This window comes from Martinezella miluonensis (assembly GCF_900094545.1).
GTDB classification, from domain to species: Bacteria; Pseudomonadota; Alphaproteobacteria; order Rhizobiales; family Rhizobiaceae; genus Rhizobium; species Rhizobium miluonense.
Map to the genome: position 1 here is coordinate 21,465 of NZ_FMAH01000009.1, position 20,289 is coordinate 41,753.

At 57.4% G+C, this 20,289-nt stretch carries 15 protein-coding genes and 3 pseudogenes; 9 read left to right on the plus strand and 9 right to left on the minus strand.

Translation table 11 applies throughout. From position 1 onward, the window contains the following. Positions 1–472: 472 nt before the first annotated feature. Positions 473–1,435, minus strand: coding sequence for a FadR/GntR family transcriptional regulator (locus GA0061102_RS10580; RefSeq protein ID WP_092846645.1), 963 nt, complete (start codon positions 1,433–1,435; stop codon positions 473–475). A gap of 281 nt (positions 1,436–1,716) precedes the next feature. Here GA0061102_RS10580 and GA0061102_RS10585 point away from each other — a divergent pair. Continuing rightward, positions 1,717–2,185 (plus strand): annotated as a pseudogene (locus tag GA0061102_RS10585) (Hsp20 family protein). A 651-nt stretch (positions 2,186–2,836) separates the two neighbouring features. On the opposite strand, the pseudogene GA0061102_RS10590 reads toward GA0061102_RS10585, so the two are convergent. From GA0061102_RS10590 to GA0061102_RS10605, 4 genes and pseudogenes are all read right to left on the minus strand, one after another. Next, positions 2,837–3,958, minus strand: a pseudogene (locus GA0061102_RS10590) (MCP four helix bundle domain-containing protein); the annotation flags it as partial. Between the two features lie 60 nt (positions 3,959–4,018). Then, the gene (locus GA0061102_RS10595; protein WP_092846647.1) at positions 4,019–4,264 is read right to left on the minus strand and encodes a hypothetical protein; all 246 of its coding nucleotides are present in this window, start codon (positions 4,262–4,264) and stop codon (positions 4,019–4,021) included. A 78-nt stretch (positions 4,265–4,342) separates the two neighbouring features. Further along, the gene (locus GA0061102_RS10600; protein WP_092846649.1) at positions 4,343–4,813 is read right to left on the minus strand and encodes a chemotaxis protein CheW; all 471 of its coding nucleotides are present in this window, start codon (positions 4,811–4,813) and stop codon (positions 4,343–4,345) included. Beyond that, positions 4,813–6,825: a HAMP domain-containing methyl-accepting chemotaxis protein gene (locus GA0061102_RS10605; RefSeq protein ID WP_092846651.1), complete on the minus strand. Its 2,013-nt coding sequence runs from the start codon at positions 6,823–6,825 to the stop codon at positions 4,813–4,815. The genes GA0061102_RS10600 and GA0061102_RS10605 overlap by 1 nt, the downstream gene beginning before the upstream one ends. Positions 6,826–7,561: 736 nt before the next feature. Here GA0061102_RS10605 and GA0061102_RS10610 point away from each other — a divergent pair. From GA0061102_RS10610 to GA0061102_RS10640, 7 genes and pseudogenes are all read left to right on the plus strand, one after another. After that, entirely contained in the window at positions 7,562–8,521 is a 960-nt protein-coding gene (locus tag GA0061102_RS10610; RefSeq protein ID WP_092846653.1) for an AraC family transcriptional regulator, read from the plus strand. 825 nt (positions 8,522–9,346) lie between these two features. Further along, positions 9,347–10,987: an ABC transporter substrate-binding protein gene (locus GA0061102_RS10615; RefSeq protein WP_092846655.1), complete on the plus strand. Its 1,641-nt coding sequence runs from the start codon at positions 9,347–9,349 to the stop codon at positions 10,985–10,987. A gap of 85 nt (positions 10,988–11,072) precedes the next feature. Then, the gene (locus GA0061102_RS10620) at positions 11,073–12,041 is read left to right on the plus strand and encodes an aliphatic sulfonate ABC transporter substrate-binding protein (protein WP_092846657.1); all 969 of its coding nucleotides are present in this window, start codon (positions 11,073–11,075) and stop codon (positions 12,039–12,041) included. 20 nt (positions 12,042–12,061) lie between these two features. Beyond that, positions 12,062–12,904, plus strand: a complete 843-nt coding sequence (locus tag GA0061102_RS10625) for an ABC transporter permease (protein WP_092846659.1) — start codon at positions 12,062–12,064, stop codon at positions 12,902–12,904. A 4-nt stretch (positions 12,905–12,908) separates the two neighbouring features. Beyond that, positions 12,909–13,646: an ABC transporter ATP-binding protein gene (locus tag GA0061102_RS10630; protein ID WP_092846661.1), complete on the plus strand. Its 738-nt coding sequence runs from the start codon at positions 12,909–12,911 to the stop codon at positions 13,644–13,646. Positions 13,647–13,820: 174 nt separating this feature from the next. Continuing rightward, a complete protein-coding gene (locus GA0061102_RS10635; protein ID WP_092846663.1) occupies positions 13,821–14,003 on the plus strand; it encodes a hypothetical protein in 183 nt (60 codons plus the stop codon). Between the two features lie 211 nt (positions 14,004–14,214). Then, positions 14,215–14,415, plus strand: a pseudogene (locus GA0061102_RS10640) (transposase); the annotation flags it as partial. A gap of 9 nt (positions 14,416–14,424) precedes the next feature. On the opposite strand, the gene GA0061102_RS10645 reads toward GA0061102_RS10640, so the two are convergent. From GA0061102_RS10645 to madL, 4 genes are all read right to left on the minus strand, one after another. After that, positions 14,425–15,093 carry a GntR family transcriptional regulator gene (locus GA0061102_RS10645; protein ID WP_092846665.1) on the minus strand — a complete coding sequence of 223 codons (669 nt, stop codon included), beginning with the start codon at positions 15,091–15,093 and terminating at the stop codon, positions 14,425–14,427. A gap of 82 nt (positions 15,094–15,175) precedes the next feature. Next, complete coding sequence (gene acs, locus GA0061102_RS10650; RefSeq protein WP_092846667.1) at positions 15,176–17,134, minus strand: acetate--CoA ligase; 1,959 nt, start codon at positions 17,132–17,134, stop codon at positions 15,176–15,178. A 124-nt stretch (positions 17,135–17,258) separates the two neighbouring features. Next, positions 17,259–18,023: a malonate transporter subunit MadM gene (madM, locus tag GA0061102_RS10655; RefSeq protein WP_092846669.1), complete on the minus strand. Its 765-nt coding sequence runs from the start codon at positions 18,021–18,023 to the stop codon at positions 17,259–17,261. A gap of 11 nt (positions 18,024–18,034) precedes the next feature. Beyond that, complete coding sequence (gene madL, locus GA0061102_RS10660; RefSeq protein WP_092846671.1) at positions 18,035–18,457, minus strand: malonate transporter subunit MadL; 423 nt, start codon at positions 18,455–18,457, stop codon at positions 18,035–18,037. Positions 18,458–18,631: 174 nt separating this feature from the next. Between madL and mdcA the strand changes: the two genes are divergently transcribed. Next, the gene (mdcA, locus tag GA0061102_RS10665; protein WP_092846673.1) at positions 18,632–20,281 is read left to right on the plus strand and encodes a malonate decarboxylase subunit alpha; all 1,650 of its coding nucleotides are present in this window, start codon (positions 18,632–18,634) and stop codon (positions 20,279–20,281) included. Positions 20,282–20,289 lie beyond the last annotated feature (8 nt).

The window sequence follows — 20,289 nt, forward strand, 5'->3', positions numbered from 1 at the left end:
CGCCGTGACGACAGCTTTGCGACACGCCCGCTTCGCTACTACGCTTTGAATCCAACGATCACGCTGCGAAATATTGAGTAAAGTTTGAGAGGCAACAATGGCAAAGGACTTCCTGTCGCTCCTTGAAGAGCATATGCTGGCGGATCAGATTACCCCTTCGTCACTCCTCCCGCGGACGTGGGCAACTGTCATGCGCCGTCAGCAACTGGCACGATCGAGATCGCCGATATCGAGGAGATCGTGCGTGTGGCAAAGCTGGCTAAACAGCATCACGGAGCGGCGCAACTCCATCCATTCTCCACCGGGCGAAACTGCAGCCTGCATCGCCTAAAAACCCGAGACCCTCGGGGCCTTCTCAGGCAGAGGCACTTACCGTGACAACACGGACGATCGACTTCTTCATCTGTGCGGCCCTTCAGCAGATGAAATTTCAAGGGCGGCAAGATCGGTCTCCTTGTTTCGACGGGAAATCTCAAGATCGCCCGGGCGGCAACTTGAATGGCGGGGACATCATTTCCGAGTCGAGGATAAGCCGCCCGTCCAGTTGCCCATTCAAACGCTCGACGAAGCCGGACGCTTCGTCCATGTGCGCGCGCATGAGGTGACGGACTCTTTCAGCGTCCCTCTGTCGGGCCGCCTCGAGTAGGTTCGTGTGGCATTTGGCGTTGGCGCATCCGAATTCGGCATGCTCTTCGGGTGGCGTGTGGGTGCTGAAGACAACCAGGCGTCGGAGCATTTCATTGATCATCTGACAGAGGAAGCGCAGAAACGGATCCGGATTAGCGGAAGCAAGGATGTCGTGGAAGTCGAGATCTGCCTGCCTTTGATATACGAGCCGCGTTTCGTCACGAGAGGTAGGCTGGCAATTCTCAATGTTTTCTTCCAAAGCACGGAAATGCTTTTCGGTGAGATAAGGGACAGCGCCTGCGGCGAGTTCAGGCTCCAGCAAACGCCTGGCGGCGTAAATGTCTTTCATCGTCACATCTTGGAAGAACAAGTAGTTCTGCAAAAAAAGCAGTGTGCGCTCCAAGGGGACCTCGATGATGGTGGCGCCGCCGGTCGGACCGGTGCTGATTGTTATCAATCCTTGCACCTCGAGTGACTTTAGCGCCTCGCGAATGGTGCTCTTGCTCACTCCGAACAGTTTTTGCAGTTCCTTCTCCATCGGAAGTTTGTCGCCTGGCCTCAGCTCGTGCTGAGTGACAAGCCGCTTGATGTCCTCAGCGACGAAGTCGCCTCGCTTTAGGCCGATTTGTTTACGAGGTTGACGTTGCAACCGCGGACAAACAGACCATCGGCCGACATATGGCCCGCGCAGCCTGACGATCTTGCGACAGGATCCGATGGGAGCACAGATACAGTGCCGATCAAAGCGGCCGCTAGCTGACCGCGCCAGTGACAGCCCTCCCCTTGCAGACGCCACTCGATCTCCCATCTCCTCCCTTTTGAAAAGATTAAGCCGCCGAGCACCTCGGTTGCGTTCGGCATTATTCAAAATTCCGACCTTTGATTTTCACGGTATTGATATGGAGATCCTGTACTTATCTGAGGAGGAAACTATGCCGATCAAGATTCCTAAGCCTCGGGATTTGCATAGGACCCACTGAATTGCTCAATATTAGTCGATCGCTAGATGGGGATCGACATATGTCCAGGAGACTCCGGTCGCTCTTGGCCCCTGCCTTTATCCATGTTGCTTATAAGGAGGATATGGCTATGAGGGCAAACTTCGATTGCTCGCCCCTATTCCGGTCGAACATCGGCTTCGACTGGATGTTGAACGCGCTCGAGGCTGCAAGTAGTGCCGAGGCGAGCGACAACTGGCCGCCTTACGATATCGTCAAAGCCGGCGAGAATGATTACCGCATTGTCATGACAGTGGCGGGCTTCTCACAGGACGAACTGGCGATCACCGAAGAGCAGAACATGCTCATCGTCTCGGGGCAGAAGGCGAACGGCGATGACGTCCAACATCTGCATCGCTGGCCGTTCGTTCCAGCGTCGCTTCGAACTGGCCGACCACGTCAAGGTCGTGGGTCCGGGTCTCGTCAACGGTCTGCTGGCCATCAATCTCAAACGCGAAATCTCTGAAGAAAAGAAGCCGCGCCGAATCGAGATCCGAACCGGTCAGGGAATACCGAAGGCCGAGACCAAGCAGATCGAGGCCAAGAAGCAGGCGGCTTAAGCTTCCCCCGGCAGTGGGCAAACATGGCGCCGGGCATGGTCCGGCGCCGGCAGGAAAGTTTTGCCAACCGAGCCAACTGAAAGCAGAAGAGACATGAGTGTTCGCGAACTGATTCCCCGGGACTGTAACTATGGCAACCAGGTTCCAAGTCTTTTGCGCGATGACGACCGTGATCCCTTCCCAGTCGCACCAACCGCCTGATGCCTTCGCTGATTTGACATTAGAGCGCCTTAGCCTTCCCGCGCTTCAGCAAAACTGCAGGTCTGGGCACTTGATGGGAACGCGAACCAGAATGATGCCTCCGGCTCGGCGATTTGGTCATTTCCGATAGGCGTCGCCCGCGATCAAACGCTGTTCCTCGAAGCGAAGCGTTTGATCCTGATGGCTGCCTTGAACTGAATCGAAGTTTCGCCCCATTAACTCGATCCGGAACTCGATAAAACTAATCTAAAAGGTCCAATGACATGCTGACTGGACGGTGAGTGTATTCGGCACAGTGTCAAATGTTGCCGTCGTGCCGGGGGAGGCGCTGCTGACAAGAGCGATTTAATTTAATCTGAACCACCTCCAGCCGGCAGGCATTGATGCGTCAACCAATCCGCAAAGGCACGCGCCAGCCGCCTCTGGCTACCGGATTTGGGATAGCTCGATCTTACCCATGGCCTCGACTGCACTTCGGACCGCGCGACCGGAATGCTCGGCATTTTCCGCGACCCTCCGCATAGCCGCGTGCAATCTCTCGACGGCTTGGTTGAAGTCGACGCGGAGTTGATCGAGGGAGGGAATAAAGGGCTTGGTGATCTGACGGGTAAGGTCTCCGCCCGCCGAGCCCTGCAGGCCGTTGGCCAATTGGCTGACGGCCGCATTGGTTTGCTCAGCCAAAGCCTCGCGCTGCGCCGCCTCAGTTTCAAGTCTGTTGCGCTCCTGAATAGCTCGCTTTGCCTCGGCATCCGCGTCACGTTCCGCCTTTGCCGAGATGGCATCACGAAGCGCTGCAACTGCGCGGGCAAGCATACCGATTTCGTCACCGCGCTGTTCCAACTTGTGATCGCCCTCCATGTTGCCATCTGCCATCGACTTTAGGGAGGCCTGTAGTTTGGCCAAGGGGCCGACAATCGACCGGGCCGTAAAGGCGGCCACCAAAACGGCAAGCGCGATGGCAATCGCCAGTGAGGTCAGCGCCAGTGAGTTGAAGCCTCCGGCCGTATTGCGAACCTCTGTCCCGATCGATTTGTTCAATGCTTCCTGATAGTCGATGAACTTGTTGATTGCTTTCAGCCAAGCGACGAAATTCGGTCGGGCTTGTTCGAGGAGAATCTTTCGTGCCGCATCGGCATCACCTTTCTCCTACAGAGCAATAATCTCGGTCACAAGCGGATTGGTCTTTGCTTGCACCGCGGCGATTTCGTCGAGAACAGCCCTCTCTTCCGCAGTAGCGCCGTCTGGCGAAGCGACCATTGCTGCCATCTTCTTGTCGTTGTCGGAACAGATCGACGCCAGCGTCTCGATCAACTTCACTATCGTCTGGCGCTCGTCTGCCGATGACACGAGCGTGACGTCGCGGATGGGAATCGCTCTGTCATTAAAGGATCCGCGATAATTGATCGCATAACGCTGCTTTACGCTGTTGACGTCGTTGATTGTGCCAAGATTTCTGTCGATCGTCTCGACTTGGCTGATCGAGTAAAATGTCAAGCCGATCATCAAAATGAGCAAGAAGCTAAAGCCCACCGTCATACGAGCGGTGACGCCGAAAGTTCTGAAATATGCCATAGTATCTCCCAATCAAAATTTTGAACCATCGTGCGGCCTTCGGCAAGGCGGCCGCGCTCCTCACGCCGTATGATCGTTGATCGGCAGGCAGTCGACGGCGACTTTTATGGACGACCCACCGTGAATTTGTGTGCTGATTCTCGTCCGAAGTGCCTCGAGGAAGTTGGCTGCTTTGATCATCTTTTCCAGCTCACGCTCCAGGATCAACTGGATCTCGGCATCTCTGGCCACCGTTGACGGTGCACTCAGCCGATTTTGCGCTGATTGAAGCTGCTCGCGAGATAAGAATTTGACGATATTGGGCATTTTGTACGTCTTTGGCTGATTTTGTCATATGGTGATCGATTTCTCTAAGAAACCGATGATCGAAGCTTGGCCTGGTCGCTAGGCGGCGCTCTGTACCTGTTCGAGAGTGCCGAACATATGGTCGAGATTGAGGAAGCAGACCATGCCCTGTTCAAGTGGAATAATTCCGTAGGAGAAGGCGGGATCGAAGGAGGTACCCAGATCTGGCACGGATTGGACGCGGTCGCTGCTGATCGACAGGATGTCAGAGACACGGTCAACGACAAGGCCAATGATGCCATTGCCGATCTCGGCGACGACGATCGCACTCCGCTCCGTGCTGACGGCGCCCAGCACACCGAGTTTAGCCGCAAGATCGATCACTGGAATAACCGACCCGCGCAGGTTCATGACGCCGAGCACATGTGGCGGCGCATGGGGCAGCGGTGTTGCCGCTGCCCATCCTCTGATCTCTCGGATCGATATCGTCCTGATGCAGAATTGCTGGTCGCCGAGATGAAAGGCGATGATCTCCAGCATCGTGGTTGTGCTCGGGTCCGGACCGCTCATCAGAACTCCTCCCAAGAAGATGCCGCAGCGGTGGTTGCGGTGCGTCCACCGAAAACGCCGGCAAGCTTGCGCCCAAGGGCTCGTGCCGGAGAGGCAACGGGCTTGCTGTCGTGATTGGCTGCGCGCGGCGTCGAAACACTGTCGTCGAGTTTGAAGCGGGCGATCAGCCGTGCCAGATTGGCAGCCTCGTCGGCAAGCCGATTGGTGGCTGCGGTCGATTCTTCCACCATCGCCGCATTCTGTTGCGTCACTTGGTCCATCTGGTTCACGGCCGTGCTAACCTCGTGGAGGCCGGTCGACTGTTCCTTCGCCGCCGTCGCGATCGAATGTACATGTTCGTTGATCTTAACAACGTGGCCATTGATCAAGCCCAGCGCCTCCCCCGTTGCCGTCACCAGTTTTACGCCGGAGTGTACTTCTTCACCGGAACGGGAAATTAGCCCTTTGATGTCCTTGGCGGCGGTCGCCGAGCGCTGGGCGAGTTCACGAACCTCCTGGGCGACGACGGCAAAGCCTTTGCCTGCCTCCCCGGCCCGGGCTGCTTCCACACCGGCATTGAGGGCCAGAAGATTGGTCTGGAACGCGATCTCATCGATGACATTGATGATCTGACTGATTTCACCGGAGGCCTGTTCGATCCGGCCCATGGCGGAGACTGCATCCTTGACGACCGTGCTCGACTGTTCCGTGCTGCGTCGCGCTTCATCGACCATATGGCTGGCTTCCATCGCCCGCTCGGTCGAGTTCTTCACTGCAACGGTGATTTCCTCGAGAGCCGAAGACGTCTCCTCGAGCGAGGCAGCTTGCTGTTCCGTGCGGCTCGACAGGTCGCTTGAGGCCTTTCGCATCTCGCCCGCTCCGCCGTTGATCGTGTCAATTGCCGCTCGGACCTCGTCGAGGACCGCGCGCAGATTGGCCATGGTCGCGTTGACATTCTTTTGCAGCTCACCAAAGGCACCCTGGAAGTCGCCACGCATGCTTTCCGTCAGGTCGCCTTCGGCCAAAGCCGATACAACCCGGCGGGTTTCCGCGATGCCGCGATCGACAGATGCTACCAACTCATTGACGCCAGCCGCGAAGCGATTGAGGTCGGCATTGTCGTAGTCCTTAGTGATGCGCTGGGTAAAGTCACCGGCCACAGCCGAAGAAACGACCATCGCGATGCTCGATTGCAGGTCCGCGCTCTTGGCCTGCAAAGCCGCCTCCTCCGCATTCAGGTCGCGCACCTTGAGGCCGTTTTGCTTGAACACCTCGACCGCACGCGCCATCAAACCGATCTCATTCGGCAGATCCGTAAACGGGATATCGGTCTCGAACTTATCTTTCGCCAGTTCAGCCATCGTGTCCGTCAAGCGTCTGACCGGCCGTACAATCTGTACGGTGCTTGCTGCGGCACCGAATATAATGGATATGAGCGTTCCCGCGGCCAGCGCGGTGAAGCTCGTCAAAATCGTATTGTCGGTTACAACACTTGCGGCATCGTTCCGGCTTTTCATGTCCGTCTTCGCCCACGCATAAAGGGCGTTAGCGTCGTCAGCGAATGCGTTTGCGGCCGGTCGAAATTGGCTTGTGGCGAGATCCATGGAAAGACTATTGTTATTCACGAGTGACGCTTGAATAGTGGGTTGCGAGGCAACCAGCATGGCATCAAAATCAGCCTTCATCGTTCGGAAATCATTCGACCGCTCGGGATATAGTTTTTCTGCCTCCCCAATCAAGGTGGCAGTATCCTGCGTAGCCTTCTGAAGTTCCTGCTGCGACTTGCGCATCGACGGCTCGTCCTGCTCTACAACCAGTCGAAATACCAATTTTGATATGGTCTCAGAATTGCGAATGATTTCTCCCAGCTCGAGCGTACCCGTGGCATTTCGATCGAGGACCGCACTGTAGGTATCGTCGATAGATCGAAGCTTTGTCGCCTGGTAGATCCCAACGGTCGCGCCGATCGCTGCTGTTACGATTATAAGAATAAGAAGTTTGCTACGGATGGTGAGGGAATCGAAGTATCGCATTCATATATCCTGGTGGCGGGTTTGGACGCAGCAACCAAGAGTTGTCCGCGTCATCATAGACCATGAGACGTCAAAAGTGATCGATAGCCCAAATCATCTGGGCGGAAGCGAGCTCTGCAAGTCACTGTTATTGCAAACTAACATCAGGCTCGAGATTATGCGCCGAGTTAGATGCTCGTGTAAGGAGAACCGTGCAAGCCGCGTGCTTAACAAGTTACTAATCGCGAACGCAGCACGATACTTCGCTGCGCAACTTGGATGAAATAGCGTATTTTGATTAGTGCGTAGCGAAACGGGTCCCCTGACGTGGATCGATGTGAAACCTCAACGTCGCTTACATGACGACAGCAGACCGCACGGAGATCGAGGGTGCATGGAGGCGGGCTAGTGGTCGTTCCGAATTTTTGGATTTCCTACGCACGCCCCGATCCATCGAGCTCCGCTACAGCCGCGACGGAGATGGTACCAGACGCCTTGCATATAACAGGGGTTTTGCAATTTCTCATTGCGATATCATCGACAGCATTAGCAGAAATCGTGAGTTGACATGTATAGATGTGAAACGCAATCTCACAGCCGATTATACGCAAAACGTTTATCCGTAAGGTAATTTGCTATATTAGTATAATATACTAATATGTTTTCGATTACTTACATCGCAAGGTACTTACTGGCGGAGAATTCCGTAATATTTTGCTAAAGTTCTCCGAGAGACTTGATAGACCAAGGAATATTCATGCAGGCTGCGACCCGAAGCACGTTCACCGGAACTGATCCGGATCAACTCTCTGAGATTTTGTCGACCGCAAAATCACCGATCAGCGTCACCGCTCTCGACAACAAGCCTGTTTCATTCCGCTGCAACTTTCTCTCTGCCGGAGCTATCGGTGTTGCCGAGTGCTCATATGAAGGGACAATCGCTGCCAAGCGAGAAACCCAAGGCGAAAAGCTGACTATCTTTCTGCCAACGCAGGGAAATGCGATTTTCAGCTATCCGAAGAAGTCGATAGAATCCGTTCCAGGATTCGCAACCCTGCTTGAGGGCGATCCTACCACCCGTACCCTCTTGGTCGGACCGCGCAACCATCTGGCTTTGTTCATTGACAAGGCCAAGATAGTCGGCAGCCTCACCCATATGCTCGAAAGGACGATTAGGGGCAAGATCGATGTTCATCCCTATGTCGATCTGACTTCGAGTGCCGGCCTTACTTTGCTGCATCTGGCAAAGCAGCTTTATCGGGGCCTTGGCGATGATGGTGCGCTAAGGCAATCGCCTCTTGCTCTGGCCTCGCTTTGTGACGCCGTGACCTTTCTCATTCTCGAGAACTGCGAACATCGCTATTCGGACCAACTGGCGCGAACTGCGTTGGCACCGGCTCCACGTCACGTAAAGCGCGCCATCGACTTCATGCACGAACATGTTTCCTCCACTATATCGCTCAGGGATATCGCGACCGCGGCGAATGTCAGCATTCGAACTTTGCAGCAGGGCTTTAGACAGTTCCGCAATACCACTCCCATGGCCCACCTGCATGAATTGCGCCTGGTCGCCGCCCATAACGAACTGTGTGATCCCTATTCGACAAGCACCGTGTCGCAGGTTGCTGCAAAGTGGGGATTTAGCCATCTTGGGCGCTTCGCAGCCGAATACAGAAAACGCTTCGGCCACCTGCCATCCCAGGCGTCAAAGGCCTGAGCTCGTTTATCGCCAGGCTGCACCGGCCATATGTCGGCCAATGATCTGTGTGTCCGCGGTTGTGACGTCAACCTCGTAAGCAAATCCTCCGCACCGTGTGGTCATCTCGAGTTCCGCTGCCTTTGTGCGAGACTCCTGAACAAAGTTCAGCGCTTGCTCCACTATTGCCTGCTATTGATGAAGTGGCCCACGGCAACCGGCGGTCTGTCGAGGTTTCGAAGTGCCATTCTCCAGAAGCGACAAGCGTGGACGGATGTTCTCCTGCCAAGCAGATGAGAGCGGGTCGCATCGTTGTGATGAGCCGCCACAAGACCAGGCATCATCTGGCGCTAGAGTTCGGAGCAAGGCACATCGCCTCCGAGCGCGGCGACGCGGGTACGATTGAATCCATTCCGGCCACGGCCGATTGAGCACCCCGCAGCATAATAAGCATATATTCTATAATTTTTATAGAAATTTAGAACACAATTTCCAGCGCGGAGCATTTGCCGCACAAGCCATCTTTGATCATTCGAGCGCGGCTTGAAAGATTACAAGCGCGCCGCCGAAGAACTCTCCAAACGGCGCTGGTGTCAACGCAATCGAAAAAAGGAAGACGAGAATTGGCTATGAGATCGCCTCCGCCAAGCCGTGTCCATTGTGGATACTTCTTTGCTCCAGCAGCATTTGATCTCAGCGCTCTAGCCCAAGCGCCCGCGCCTACGTGTCGTCTTTAATCGCGCTGCCACGGATACCCCTTTCTCAGCTGGCTGTCGCAACCGACGGGTGGGGCGGTCGGTCAGCTCAAGTCAATTGATTACGCAAAATGCATATGGAAATGAAACAATGATGATGACCAAGATGAACCGCGGTTTTCGCGCACTTTCCACCGGTGCGGCTCTCTCGCTCCTGCTGATAGCGGCGCCGAACGCCTATGCCGCGACGCCGAAGGATACGCTGGTCGAGGGTTTTTCCTTCGACGACATTCTGAGCGTGGATCCGGCCGAAGCCTATGAGTTGTCGGCCGGCGAAGTCCTAGGCAATACCTACAGCCCACTCGTTCGCCTCGACATCAGTGACACCTCCAAGATCAAGGGCGATCTTGCCGAGAGCTGGTCCGTCTCCGACGATCACCTGACCTATACGTTCAAGCTGAAGCCCGGCCTGAAATTTGCCTCTGGCAACCCGATCACCGCCGAAGACGTCGCCTGGTCCTTCGAGCGCGTCGTCAAGCTGAACAAAAGCCCGGCCTTCATTTTCACCCAGTTCGGCCTGACCGGCGACAACGTGACGGAAAAGGCGAAAGCCACCGATGCGAATACCTTCGTCTTCACCGTCGACAAGCCTTATGCACCGAGCTTTGTGCTGAACTGCCTGTCATCGAACGTTGGAGGCATTGTCGACAAGAGACTGGTGCTGCAGCATGTGAAGCCGGTGACGCCATCGGCCGACAGCAAATACGACAACGATTTCGGCAATGGCTGGCTCAAGACCGGTTTTGCCGGCTCCGGCCCGTTCAAGCTGCGCGAGTGGCGCGCCAACGAAGCCGTCGTCCTCGAGCGCTACGACAATTACTACGGCGAGAAGCCGAAGCTCGCCCGCGTCATCTACCGCTTTATGAAGGAAAGCTCGGCGCAGCGTCTGGCGCTCGAGAACGGCGATATCGACGTTGCCCGCAACCTGTCGCCGACCGATCTCCAGGCTGTCGAGAAGAACCCGCAGCTCGCTTCGACCAGCGCGTCCAAAAGTACGATCTACTATATGGGGCTTAACCAGAAGAATGCGAACCTTGCCAAGCCGGAAGTGCAGCAGGCGTTCAAGTACCTGGTCGACTACGATGCCATCGGCAAGACGCTGATCAAGGGCATCGGCGAGGTACATCAGACCTTCGAGCCGAAGGGCCTGCTCGGCGCGCTGGATGAAAATCCGTTCAAGCTCGATGTCGCCAAGGCGAAGGAACTGCTTGCCAAGGCCGGCTTGCCCGACGGCTTCTCCGTGACCATGGACGTGCGCAGCATCGAGCCGGATACCGGTGTCGCCACATCGATCCAGCAGACGCTCGGCCAGGCCGGCATCAAGGTGGAGATCATCCCCGGCGACGGCAAGCAGAAGCTGACCAAATATCGTGCCCGTAATCACGACATCTATCTCGGCAGCTGGGGGATCGACTACTGGGATCCCCATTCCAACGCCGATACTTTCACGACCAACGACGACAATTCCGATACCAGCACCAACAAGACGCTCACCTGGCGCAACACCTGGACGTCTCCCGAGCTGGAGAAGGAAACCAAGGCAGCGCTATTCGAAAGCGATGCCGCCAAGCGTGGCGCCATGTATCAGGACATCCAGAAGAAGTTCCTGGAGGCAAGCCCCTTCGTCATCCTCTATCAGCAGACGGAATCTGCCGGCTATCGCAAGGACGTGAAGGACTTCAAGCTTGGTCCCAGCGCTGCGACCAACTTCGTCTGGTCGATTTCGAAATGACAAGGCGGCGACACCAATTCCTTGCACGCGCGGCTGAGGCACTGGGCTTGCTTATGCACATGGATAGAATGAAGAGAGGGATCAAATGAATTTATTTCGCGCAGTGGCAATGGGTGTTGCCGTGGCCTTCGGGCTGGGGTTGTCATCAGCTGGAGCGGCCGATATTTCCGAAATTCGGATCGACTGGGCGACCTACAATCCCGTCAGCCTTCTCCTGAAGAAGGAAGGCTTGCTGGAAAAGGAGTTCGCCAAGGACAAGATTAGCATCCGCTGGGTTCAGTCCGCCGGCTCGAACAAGGCGTTGGAATTTCTGAATGCCGGCTCGATCGATTTCGGCTCGACGGCGGGTGCCGCGGCGCTGATCGCACGCGTCAATGGCAATCCCGTTAAATCAATCTACGTCTATTCGCGCCCGGAATGGACGGCTCTCGTCACGCGCGCGGACAGCCCCATTTCCACCGTCCAGGATCTGAAAGGCAAAACCATCGCGGTCACACGCGGCACAGATCCGCATATTTTTCTCGTGCGCGCCCTGGCGGATGCCGGGCTGAAGCAATCGGATGTGAAACTGGTTCTGCTGCAGCATGCCGACGGCAAGTTGGCGCTTCTGCGCGGCGATGTCGATGCCTGGGCCGGGCTCGACCCACTGATGGCTTCGGCCGAAGTGGAAGACAAGGCGAAGCTCTTTTATCGAAAGCCTGAAAACAACACATGGGGTGTCCTCAATACCACCGAGACGTTCGCCGCCGAACATCCCGACATCGTCAAGCGCGTTCTTGGCGCCTACGAACAAGCGCGCGCCGACGCGATTGCCAATCCCGCGGCTTTGAAGGCGGCCCTGGTGGAAGCGGCCAAGCTGCCGGATAATGTCATCGCCAAACAGCTCGAGCGCACGGATATCTCCCAATCCACCATCGGCGATCAGCAGCGCGAGACGATCTCGAAGGCGGGCCTTGCGCTGCAGAGCGCCAGCGTGCTGCCTGCAGATGTCGATATTCGTAAGGTTACGAACGAGCTGATCGACGACCGCTTCGCCGCCGGAAAAACGCAGTAAAGAGAGTACCAGTCATCGCCATGACGGACTTGGCTCCGATTAGCATCAAGACGAAAACCGAAACGCCGCGCTCGGTCGCGGCGTCAACCATTTTGGGGGTGAGCGTCAAGGCAGCCGTGGCAATCGCGCTCCCGGTGGTGGGATTGCTGTTCTGGGAAATCGCTGTTGCGGCTGGCGGGTTTTCCGGCCGGCTCATGCCGCCGCCCTCCAGGGTCGCCATGACCTTGTGGAGGCTTTGGAAATCCGGAGATCTCCTTAATCACATCAGCATCACCACATTCAGGGTCTTGCTTGGATTTATCATCGGTGCTGCCCCTGCCACGATTACAGGCGCCATCACCGGCTATTTCGGGCTTGCCCGCCGCCTGGTCGATCCTTCGCTGCAGGCGCTGCGCTCCATTCCATCAATCGCCTGGGTGCCTTTGTTCATTCTCTGGTTCGGTATTTTCGAGGCCTCGAAGGTGGCGCTGATCGCCGTCGGCGTGTTCTTTCCGGTCTATCTCGGTGTGTCCGGTGCCATTTTGTCCGTCGATCGGAAGATCGTCGAGGTAGGGCGTATCTTTCGCCTGTCCGGTTTTGCTCTTGTGTCGCGGGTGATGCTGCCAGCGGTTTTCCCGGCCTATGTAACCGCCCTGCGGTCCGGGCTTGGCCTTGGCTGGATGTTCGTCGTGGCGGCTGAATTCATGGGAGCTTCGGAAGGGCTCGGCTATCTTCTGGTCGATGGCCAGCAGCTTGGAAAGCCGGATCAGATCATGGCGGCCATCATCACCTTCGCCGTCGTCGGCAAGGTGACGGACAGCGTGCTGCTTGGCGCGACAGCACCTTTCCTGACCTGGCAGGACAGTTACGGGCGTGAGGGATGAGCCGATGCTGACGCTGCGAAAGCTGGGAAAAACCTATGCGAACGGCACGCGTGCGCTGGAGGGCTTCTCGCTCGACCTCTCTCCGGGCGAGATCGTGGCCATCATCGGTGGGTCGGGCTGCGGCAAGAGCACGCTGCTGCGACTGATCAGCGGCCTGGAAAGCCCGACGCATGGAACGGTCGAACTCAACGGCGATCCGGTCAGCAAGCCGCATCCGCTGATTAATCTGATCTTTCAGGAGCCACGACTGCTTCCCTGGCTGAGCGTTGCAAATAATGTCGGCTTCGGCCTTGCCGAACTCGGGGGTGATGATCGCCGGCAGCGGGTAGAGGCCGCCTTGCAAAAGGTCGGTCTTGGAAAATTCGGCGGACGTTGGCCGAAGGAGCTGTCGGGAGGCCAAGCGCAGCGGGTAGCGATTGCCCGCGCGCTGGTCACCCGGCCGGAAATACTGCTTCTGGACGAACCGTTTTCGGCTCTCGATGCCTTCACGCGCGCCGATCTGCAGGATCACCTGCTCGACATCTGGTCGGAAACGCGCCCGACGCTGGTGCTGGTGACGCATGATATTGACGAGGCGCTCGTGCTCGCGGACCGGATCATCGTCATGCGGCCATGGCCTGGCCGTATCCTCGACGAGATCAGGATCGACCTGCCGAGGAAGCGCGGTCGGGCATCCGCATCCTTCGAGGCCGCCAAGCGGCAGCTGCTATCGTCGCTCAATAGATCATTGCAGCCGTCGTGACGGCGAGAGTGTCGGTCAACGTATGCCATCGCGCCCCCGGATAACATCGCCAATCGCAGCTGCGAAAATTGCGACCTTGCTGGTGCTCGAACGAGCGCTAACATCTTTTGCAGTCCGACTTGAGACTGGTAACTTCTCCGAGGTCGAGCACAGTTTGTTAGGCCGGAGTGGTCCATGACCATCGCTTTACTCAGGGAGGCGACGTTGGCGGTGGGATGGACGATCACGATCGAGGGGAAGAAGGCCAAGCTCAAGCAATCGCAACGAGAAGGCGAATTCTCGATCGCACGGCTTCACATCTTCGGTGCTCAACTCCTGACCTACATCCGTTCGAACCGCGGTGCGATCGTCAACTAGGAAGGCGCTACCATACCGGACTTCGAGTCGCCTCGACTCTCGTCGAGTCGACGGTGAATTCACTCGTCGGCAAGCGGATGGTCAAGAAGCAACAGATGCGCTGGTCCCTCCATGGGTGCTCACATCCTCATGCCGGTCAGGACGGCCGCATTGAACGGCGAACTCCTCGATCGATTGGATCGCTGATGCCAATCAATCCGGGCTCGCCGCCTTGTCCCGCTTTGCTCGTGTCTTGCGCCGAGACATCGACGTTTTCCGCAACGCCGTTGACCTTTCCTGGAGCAATGGTCAGGCTGAAGGTCAGATCAACCGCCTGAAAACGATCAAACGCGCGATGTACGGCAGAGCAGGCCTTGAACTTCTTAGGGCACGGATGATGCCGATCAAAATGGCCGATCTCCACACAAAGTGAGGAAGACCCTTATTTGGCTCCCTCGGCGATCTGCATGTAAAGTGCCAATGCCAGAGCCGCATTCAGCATATGCTCGCGCATGATCAAAGCCGCTTCCGTTGCATCGCCGCGCATCATTGCCCGCAAGATCGCCTCGTGCTCAAGAAATGAAGCTGCCAATCGCTTCGCTTGACGCAGCTGAGTTCTGCGGAACGGTAGAAGCCTTGCACGAAGCCGCATCAATTCATCAAACAGAAACTCATTATGCGCGCTGCGGTACAATGTTTCGTGGAAGGACAAGTTGAGCTTGTCATACTGTTCGAAGTCGTCTGCTGCCGCAGCAAGTTTGGAAGCCTCGTGGATTTCACTAAGTGCCGCACGTTCCATGCCTGTTATTCGATGTGTTGCCAGACGGACGCACATGCATTCCATCTCTGCTGTCACTTCGAACATCTCCATCAGTCGTGGCATGGTCAGCGGCAGGACCGCTGCACCACGTCGCGGGCGAATCTCTACCAGGCCGATCGCCTCTAGCTGGCGTAGAGCCTCCCGCACCGGCGTACGAGAGGCGCCAAAGCGGCTGCTCAGCGTTGCTTCGTCCAAACTTGTGCCAGGCTTTATGGCACCAGAGGAAATCTCATCCATCAGCACCAATTTAATACGCTGACCGATCGATCCAGCTTCGTCAAATTCCGTCATTTCAAACCTTGCTTCCGATTTGGCGGGGCAACCATTCAGTTTTACACCATCCAATTCGGCAGATAGCAATCACCATGCAACATCAAGCCGCATCCGCCTTGTTCTGTCTGTTGGCGATCAGATCATCGACCACGGCCGGATCGGCCAGTGTCGATGTATCCCCAAGTGCGCCGAAATCATCTTCGGCGATCTTGCGCAGGATGCGGCGCATGATCTTGCCGGAGCGGGTTTTCGGCAGGCCGGGGGTGAACTGGATCTTGTCCGGCGAGGCGATCGGGCCGATTTCGGCTCGGACATGCTTCACCAGCTCCTGCCGCAGCGCATCCGAGCCTTCCTGGCCGACCATCAGCGTCACATAGCAATAGATGCCCTGACCCTTGATCGCATGCGGATAGCCGACGACGGCGGCTTCCGAGACATGCTTGTGGGATACGAGTGCCGATTCCACTTCGGCGGTACCGAGGCGGTGGCCGGAGACGTTGAGTACGTCGTCGACGCGGCCTGTGATCCAGTAATAGCCGTCCTCGTCGCGGCGGCAACCGTCGCCGGTGAAATATTTGCCCTTGTAGGTGGAGAAGTAGGTCTGGATGAAACGCTCATGGTCGCCATAAACAGTGCGCATCTGGCCGGGCCAGCTGTCGGCGATGACGAGATTGCCGTCTGCCGCACCTTCCAGCACATTGCCTTCGTTATCGACCAGCTCCGGCTGGACGCCGAAGAAGGGCAGGGTGGCCGAACCGGGCTTCAGATCGGTCGCACCGGGAAGCGGCGTGATCATGTGGCCGCCGGTTTCCGTCTGCCACCAGGTATCGACGATCGGGCTGCGGCTGTCGCCGACCACCTTGTAGTACCATTCCCAAGCTTCCGGATTGATGGGTTCACCGACCGTGCCGAGCAGGCGCAGGCTGGAGCGCGACGAACGCTTAACGAAGTGATCGCCGGCGCCCATCAGCGAACGGATCGCCGTCGGCGCCGTGTAGAAGATATTGACCTTGTGCTTGTCGATGATGTCCCAGAAGCGGCCCTGGTCGGGATAGTTCGGCACGCCTTCGAACATCAGCGAGGTCGCCGCATTCGCGAGCGGCCCATAGACGATATAGGAGTGGCCGGTCACCCAGCCCACATCGGCCGTGCACCAGTAGATATCGCCGGGGTGATAATCGAACGTATATTCATGCGTCATCGCCGCATAGACGAGATAGCCGCCTGTCGTATGCAGCACGCCCTTCGGCTTGCCCGTCGAGCCTGAGGTGTAGAGAATGAACAGCGGGTCTTCCGCCTTCATTTTCGCTGGCGGACAATCCGCTTTCACCTTCGCGGTTGCCTCGTGGTACCAGATATCGCGGCCGGCTTCCCAGGCGACCTTTCCGCCGGTGCGGCGCACCACCAGCACAGTCTTGACCTCGACCTTCTGCTTGGCGGCGATCTGGACGGCCTTGTCGGTGTTTTCCTTCAGCGGAATGGTCTTGCCGCCGCGAACGCCTTCATCGCAGGTGATGACGAAGGTCGATTCGCAGTCAACGATGCGGCCACCCAGCGCTTCAGGCGAAAAGCCGCCGAAGACGACGGAATGCACCGCGCCGATGCGGGCGCAGGCCAGCATCGCGTAAGCCGCTTCCGGGATCATCGGCATATAGATGGTGACGCGGTCGCCCTTCTTGACGCCCTGCTTCTTCAAGACGTTCGCCAGCCGGCAGACCTGCTCGTAAAGCTCGTTATAGGTGACCTTCTTGTCGATATAGGAATTGTCGCCTTCCCAGATGAACGCGACACGGTCGCCATGTTTCTTCAGGTGCCGGTCGATGCAATTGTAGGAGACGTTGGTGACGCCGTCCTCGAACCATTTGATCGAGACCTTGCCGGTAAACGACGTGTTCTTCACCTTGGTATAGGGCTTGAACCAGTCGATGCGTTTGCCGTGCTTGCCCCAGAATTTGTCGGGATCCTCGACGCTCTGCTGATACCATTTCTGATATTTCGCCTGGTCGATCAAAGCGCGCGCCTTGACCGGCTTCGTCACCGGATGAATCTTTTCCGACATTGTTTCCTCCTCGAATTCCCCATTGCGTGATTCTGATGCACGCATATCGCCTCGATCATCGTTGAAGCCCGCTTATTGAACGAGATACCGGCCGGCCAGTGGCCGCCGGCATATTCATGTTGTTTCAGCCCCCTACGATCGCTCGCACGGCAAGATAAAGGATCGAAGGTGCAACAAGGCAGCCCAGCCCCGTATGAAACGTCGCCGTCAGCGCGCCATAAGGAACGAGACGACGATCGGTCGCCGCCAAGCCGCCCGACACGCCGCTGACGGTTCCCATCAACCCACCGAACACCATGGCGCTGCGAGGATTGTCGAGACCGATCGCCTTGGCGACGATCGGGGTTCCGACCATGACAAGGACTGCCTTGAAAACACCGGTCGCAATGGACAACGCGATCACGGCCGAGCTCGCACCCAAAGCTGCCCCCGTCACCGGACCTACGATGTAGGTTATCGCACCGGCACCGATCGTTGTGATGGAAACGGCATCCGTATAGCCGAAGGCGATGGCTAACAAGGAGCCGACGATGAACGGGAGCAGCGTGCCAAGGCCCAGGGCCAGTGCCCCGACGGCACCAGCCTTTCGCGCCTGGGCGACGTCCACTTCAAAGGCCGTGGCGACGATGGCGAAATCACGCAGCATCGCTCCGCCCAGCAGACCGATGCCACTGAGGATTGGAATATCCACCACCCCTTTCTCGCCTCCGGTCCACAGACCAGCAGCAAAGGCTGCAGCGAGCCCCAGAACGATTGCGATAGCCGAGCCGTGGACGCGGCCGAACAGGATATGTTTCGAAATGGCATTCGACAGCCACATGACCAATCCGACGATCGCAAACGCGGTGAGCAGGCTGTTGGCGGTCAGGCCGTGTTTCAAGATCTCCATGGCAGCCTCCCTCAGACCGGGTTGCCGGAGGCAGCGAGTTCACCCCTAGCTTTCGCTTCGATTTCATCCATCGTTTCGCCTCTCCGACCGATACGACTCATCAGCGCGACGGTTGCGAAGCAAAGCAAAACGGTCACGATCCCGGCAATCAGCACCAGCGGACCGCTGCGTGCAGCCACGAGCACGTTTTGCTGCGCCGCCATGGCAACGACGATCGGAATGTAAAGAGCTCCCCAGAACTCGACGCCGAGTTTGAGCGGTGGCGTCAACAATCCCCGTCTGTTCAGCCATAGCCGCGTGGCGATGAGCAGGATCATGGCAATGCCGACACCGCCGACATTCGCCTTCACGCCAAGCGCCATCCCCAGGAGATCACCAAGGATGCTCCCAAAGAGGGTACAAAGGGCAAGCATTGCGACACCGGAGATCACCATGGATGACCCTCCCCGCATGCGCGCCCGAAGAAATACAAGATCGACATTTGTTCTCCTCCCATGAATACAAAAGTGCCGTATATCGAAATTAAAATACACATTATTGCGCTTTTTGCAATTGTATATATAGTGAACGCACAAAAACGCTCTCTTGCGCATACAAAGGGCAATCGAATGCGAGATTGGAACACAAAGGGTCGCGACAGGCTGGCACGCCTCGAAGCCGGACAGCGTTTCTCTGCCGGTAAGCTTGTCGACCCCCAGCACCTTGTTGCTTTCCTGGAAGCGATCCTCAAGCCCGGGGATCGAGTTTGCCTTGAGGGCGACAACCAAAAACAAGCCGACCTGCTGGCGAGAGGGCTGTCTAAAGTCGATGTCGCCAAGATACATGACCTGCACATGGTGCAATCGGGTGTGGTCTTGCCGGAGCACCTCGACATTTTCGAAAGCGGCATCGCGCGACGGCTTGATTTTTCTTATTCCGGCCCGCAATCGGCCCGCATCGCGCGCATGATGTTCGGCGGCCAGATCGAACTGGGTGCCGTTCACACCTATCTGGAACTCTTTGCCCGTTACTTTATCGATCTGACGCCACAGGTGGCGCTGATTGCCGCGGTCAGCGCGGACAAGGCGGGAAACCTTTATACCGGGCCAAATACGGAGGACACGCCAACGGTCGTGGAGGCGACAAGCTTCGGCAAGGGGCTGGTCGTTGCCCAGGTGGGCGAGATCGTCGATCGCGTGCCGCGCGTCGACATTCCTGCCGACCAGGTTCATTTCGTGGTTGACGCCAAACGCCCCTTCTATGTGGAGCCGCTGTTCACGCGCGACCCTGCGGCCATTACCGAAACGCAAATCCTGACGGCAATGCTGGCTATCAAGGGACTATATGCGCCCTATGGCGTGCGCCGTCTGAACCATGGCATCGGCTTCAACACCGCAGCCATTGAGCTGCTGCTACCGACATATGGCGAACGACTGGGATTGAAGGGCAAGGTCTGCACGCACTGGGCGCTGAATCCTCACCCCACCCTGATCCCCGCCATCGAGGCCGGATGGGTGGAGCAGATCCATTGCTTCGGGTCGGAAGTGGGCATGGAAAACTATATGCAGGCCCGCCCCGACATTTTTTTCACCGGGCCTGACGGCTCGCTGCGCTCCAACCGAGCCTTCTGCCAGACCGCCGGGCTTTATGCTTGCGATATGTTCATCGGCTCGACTTTGCAGATCGATCTTTCCGGCCACAGTTCGACCGTGACTGGCAGCCGCATCGCAGGTTTCGGCGGCGCTCCCAACATGGGATCAGATGCGCGAGGGCGCCGTCATCCGAGCGAACCTTGGTTGCGCGCCGGCAGGGAAGCCGACCCTACCGCAGCCACCCCTGCCCTGCGCCGCGGGCGCAAGCTGGTCGTCCAGATTGGTGAAACCTTCGGTGATGGCATGGTGCCGATGTTCGTCGAGCGTCTGGCCGCCCTGGATCTGGCCGACAAGCTGCAGCTCGATCTGGCTCCTGTGATGGTTTACGGTGACGACGTCAGCCACATCGTGACGGAAGAAGGGATCGCCAATCTGCTGCTGTGCCGTAACAAGGACGAGCGGGAACAGGCGATCCGTGGCGTGGCCGGTTACACTGAGGTCGGCCGCGCCCGGGACCGCAAGATGGTGGAGCATTTACGCCAGCGCAAAGTCATCCAGCGTCCGGAAGATCTTGGAATAGACCCATTGGATGCCGATCGCAGCCTGCTGGCTGCCCATTCCATCAAGGATCTGATGCTTGCCTCCGGCGGCCTGTACAGGCCGCCTACCCGATTCCGCAATTGGTAAGGCCGATA

Excerpts from the sequence above, each read along its gene's own strand:
- GA0061102_RS10580 (WP_092846645.1), bottom strand. The coding sequence starts at position 1,435 with ATGGGAGATCGAGTGGCGTCTGCAAGGGGAGGGCTGTCACTGGCGCGG.
- GA0061102_RS10595 (WP_092846647.1), bottom strand. The coding sequence starts at position 4,264 with ATGCCCAATATCGTCAAATTCTTATCTCGCGAGCAGCTTCAATCAGCG.
- GA0061102_RS10600 (WP_092846649.1), bottom strand. The coding sequence starts at position 4,813 with ATGAGCGGTCCGGACCCGAGCACAACCACGATGCTGGAGATCATCGCC.
- GA0061102_RS10605 (WP_092846651.1), bottom strand. The coding sequence starts at position 6,825 with ATGCGATACTTCGATTCCCTCACCATCCGTAGCAAACTTCTTATTCTT.
- GA0061102_RS10610 (WP_092846653.1), top strand. The coding sequence starts at position 7,562 with ATGCAGGCTGCGACCCGAAGCACGTTCACCGGAACTGATCCGGATCAA.
- GA0061102_RS10615 (WP_092846655.1), top strand. The coding sequence starts at position 9,347 with ATGATGATGACCAAGATGAACCGCGGTTTTCGCGCACTTTCCACCGGT.
- GA0061102_RS10620 (WP_092846657.1), top strand. The coding sequence starts at position 11,073 with ATGAATTTATTTCGCGCAGTGGCAATGGGTGTTGCCGTGGCCTTCGGG.
- GA0061102_RS10625 (WP_092846659.1), top strand. The coding sequence starts at position 12,062 with ATGACGGACTTGGCTCCGATTAGCATCAAGACGAAAACCGAAACGCCG.
- GA0061102_RS10630 (WP_092846661.1), top strand. The coding sequence starts at position 12,909 with ATGCTGACGCTGCGAAAGCTGGGAAAAACCTATGCGAACGGCACGCGT.
- GA0061102_RS10635 (WP_092846663.1), top strand. The coding sequence starts at position 13,821 with ATGACCATCGCTTTACTCAGGGAGGCGACGTTGGCGGTGGGATGGACG.
- GA0061102_RS10645 (WP_092846665.1), bottom strand. The coding sequence starts at position 15,093 with ATGACGGAATTTGACGAAGCTGGATCGATCGGTCAGCGTATTAAATTG.
- acs (WP_092846667.1), bottom strand. The coding sequence starts at position 17,134 with ATGTCGGAAAAGATTCATCCGGTGACGAAGCCGGTCAAGGCGCGCGCT.
- madM (WP_092846669.1), bottom strand. The coding sequence starts at position 18,023 with ATGGAGATCTTGAAACACGGCCTGACCGCCAACAGCCTGCTCACCGCG.
- madL (WP_092846671.1), bottom strand. The coding sequence starts at position 18,457 with ATGGTGATCTCCGGTGTCGCAATGCTTGCCCTTTGTACCCTCTTTGGG.
- mdcA (WP_092846673.1), top strand. The coding sequence starts at position 18,632 with ATGCGAGATTGGAACACAAAGGGTCGCGACAGGCTGGCACGCCTCGAA.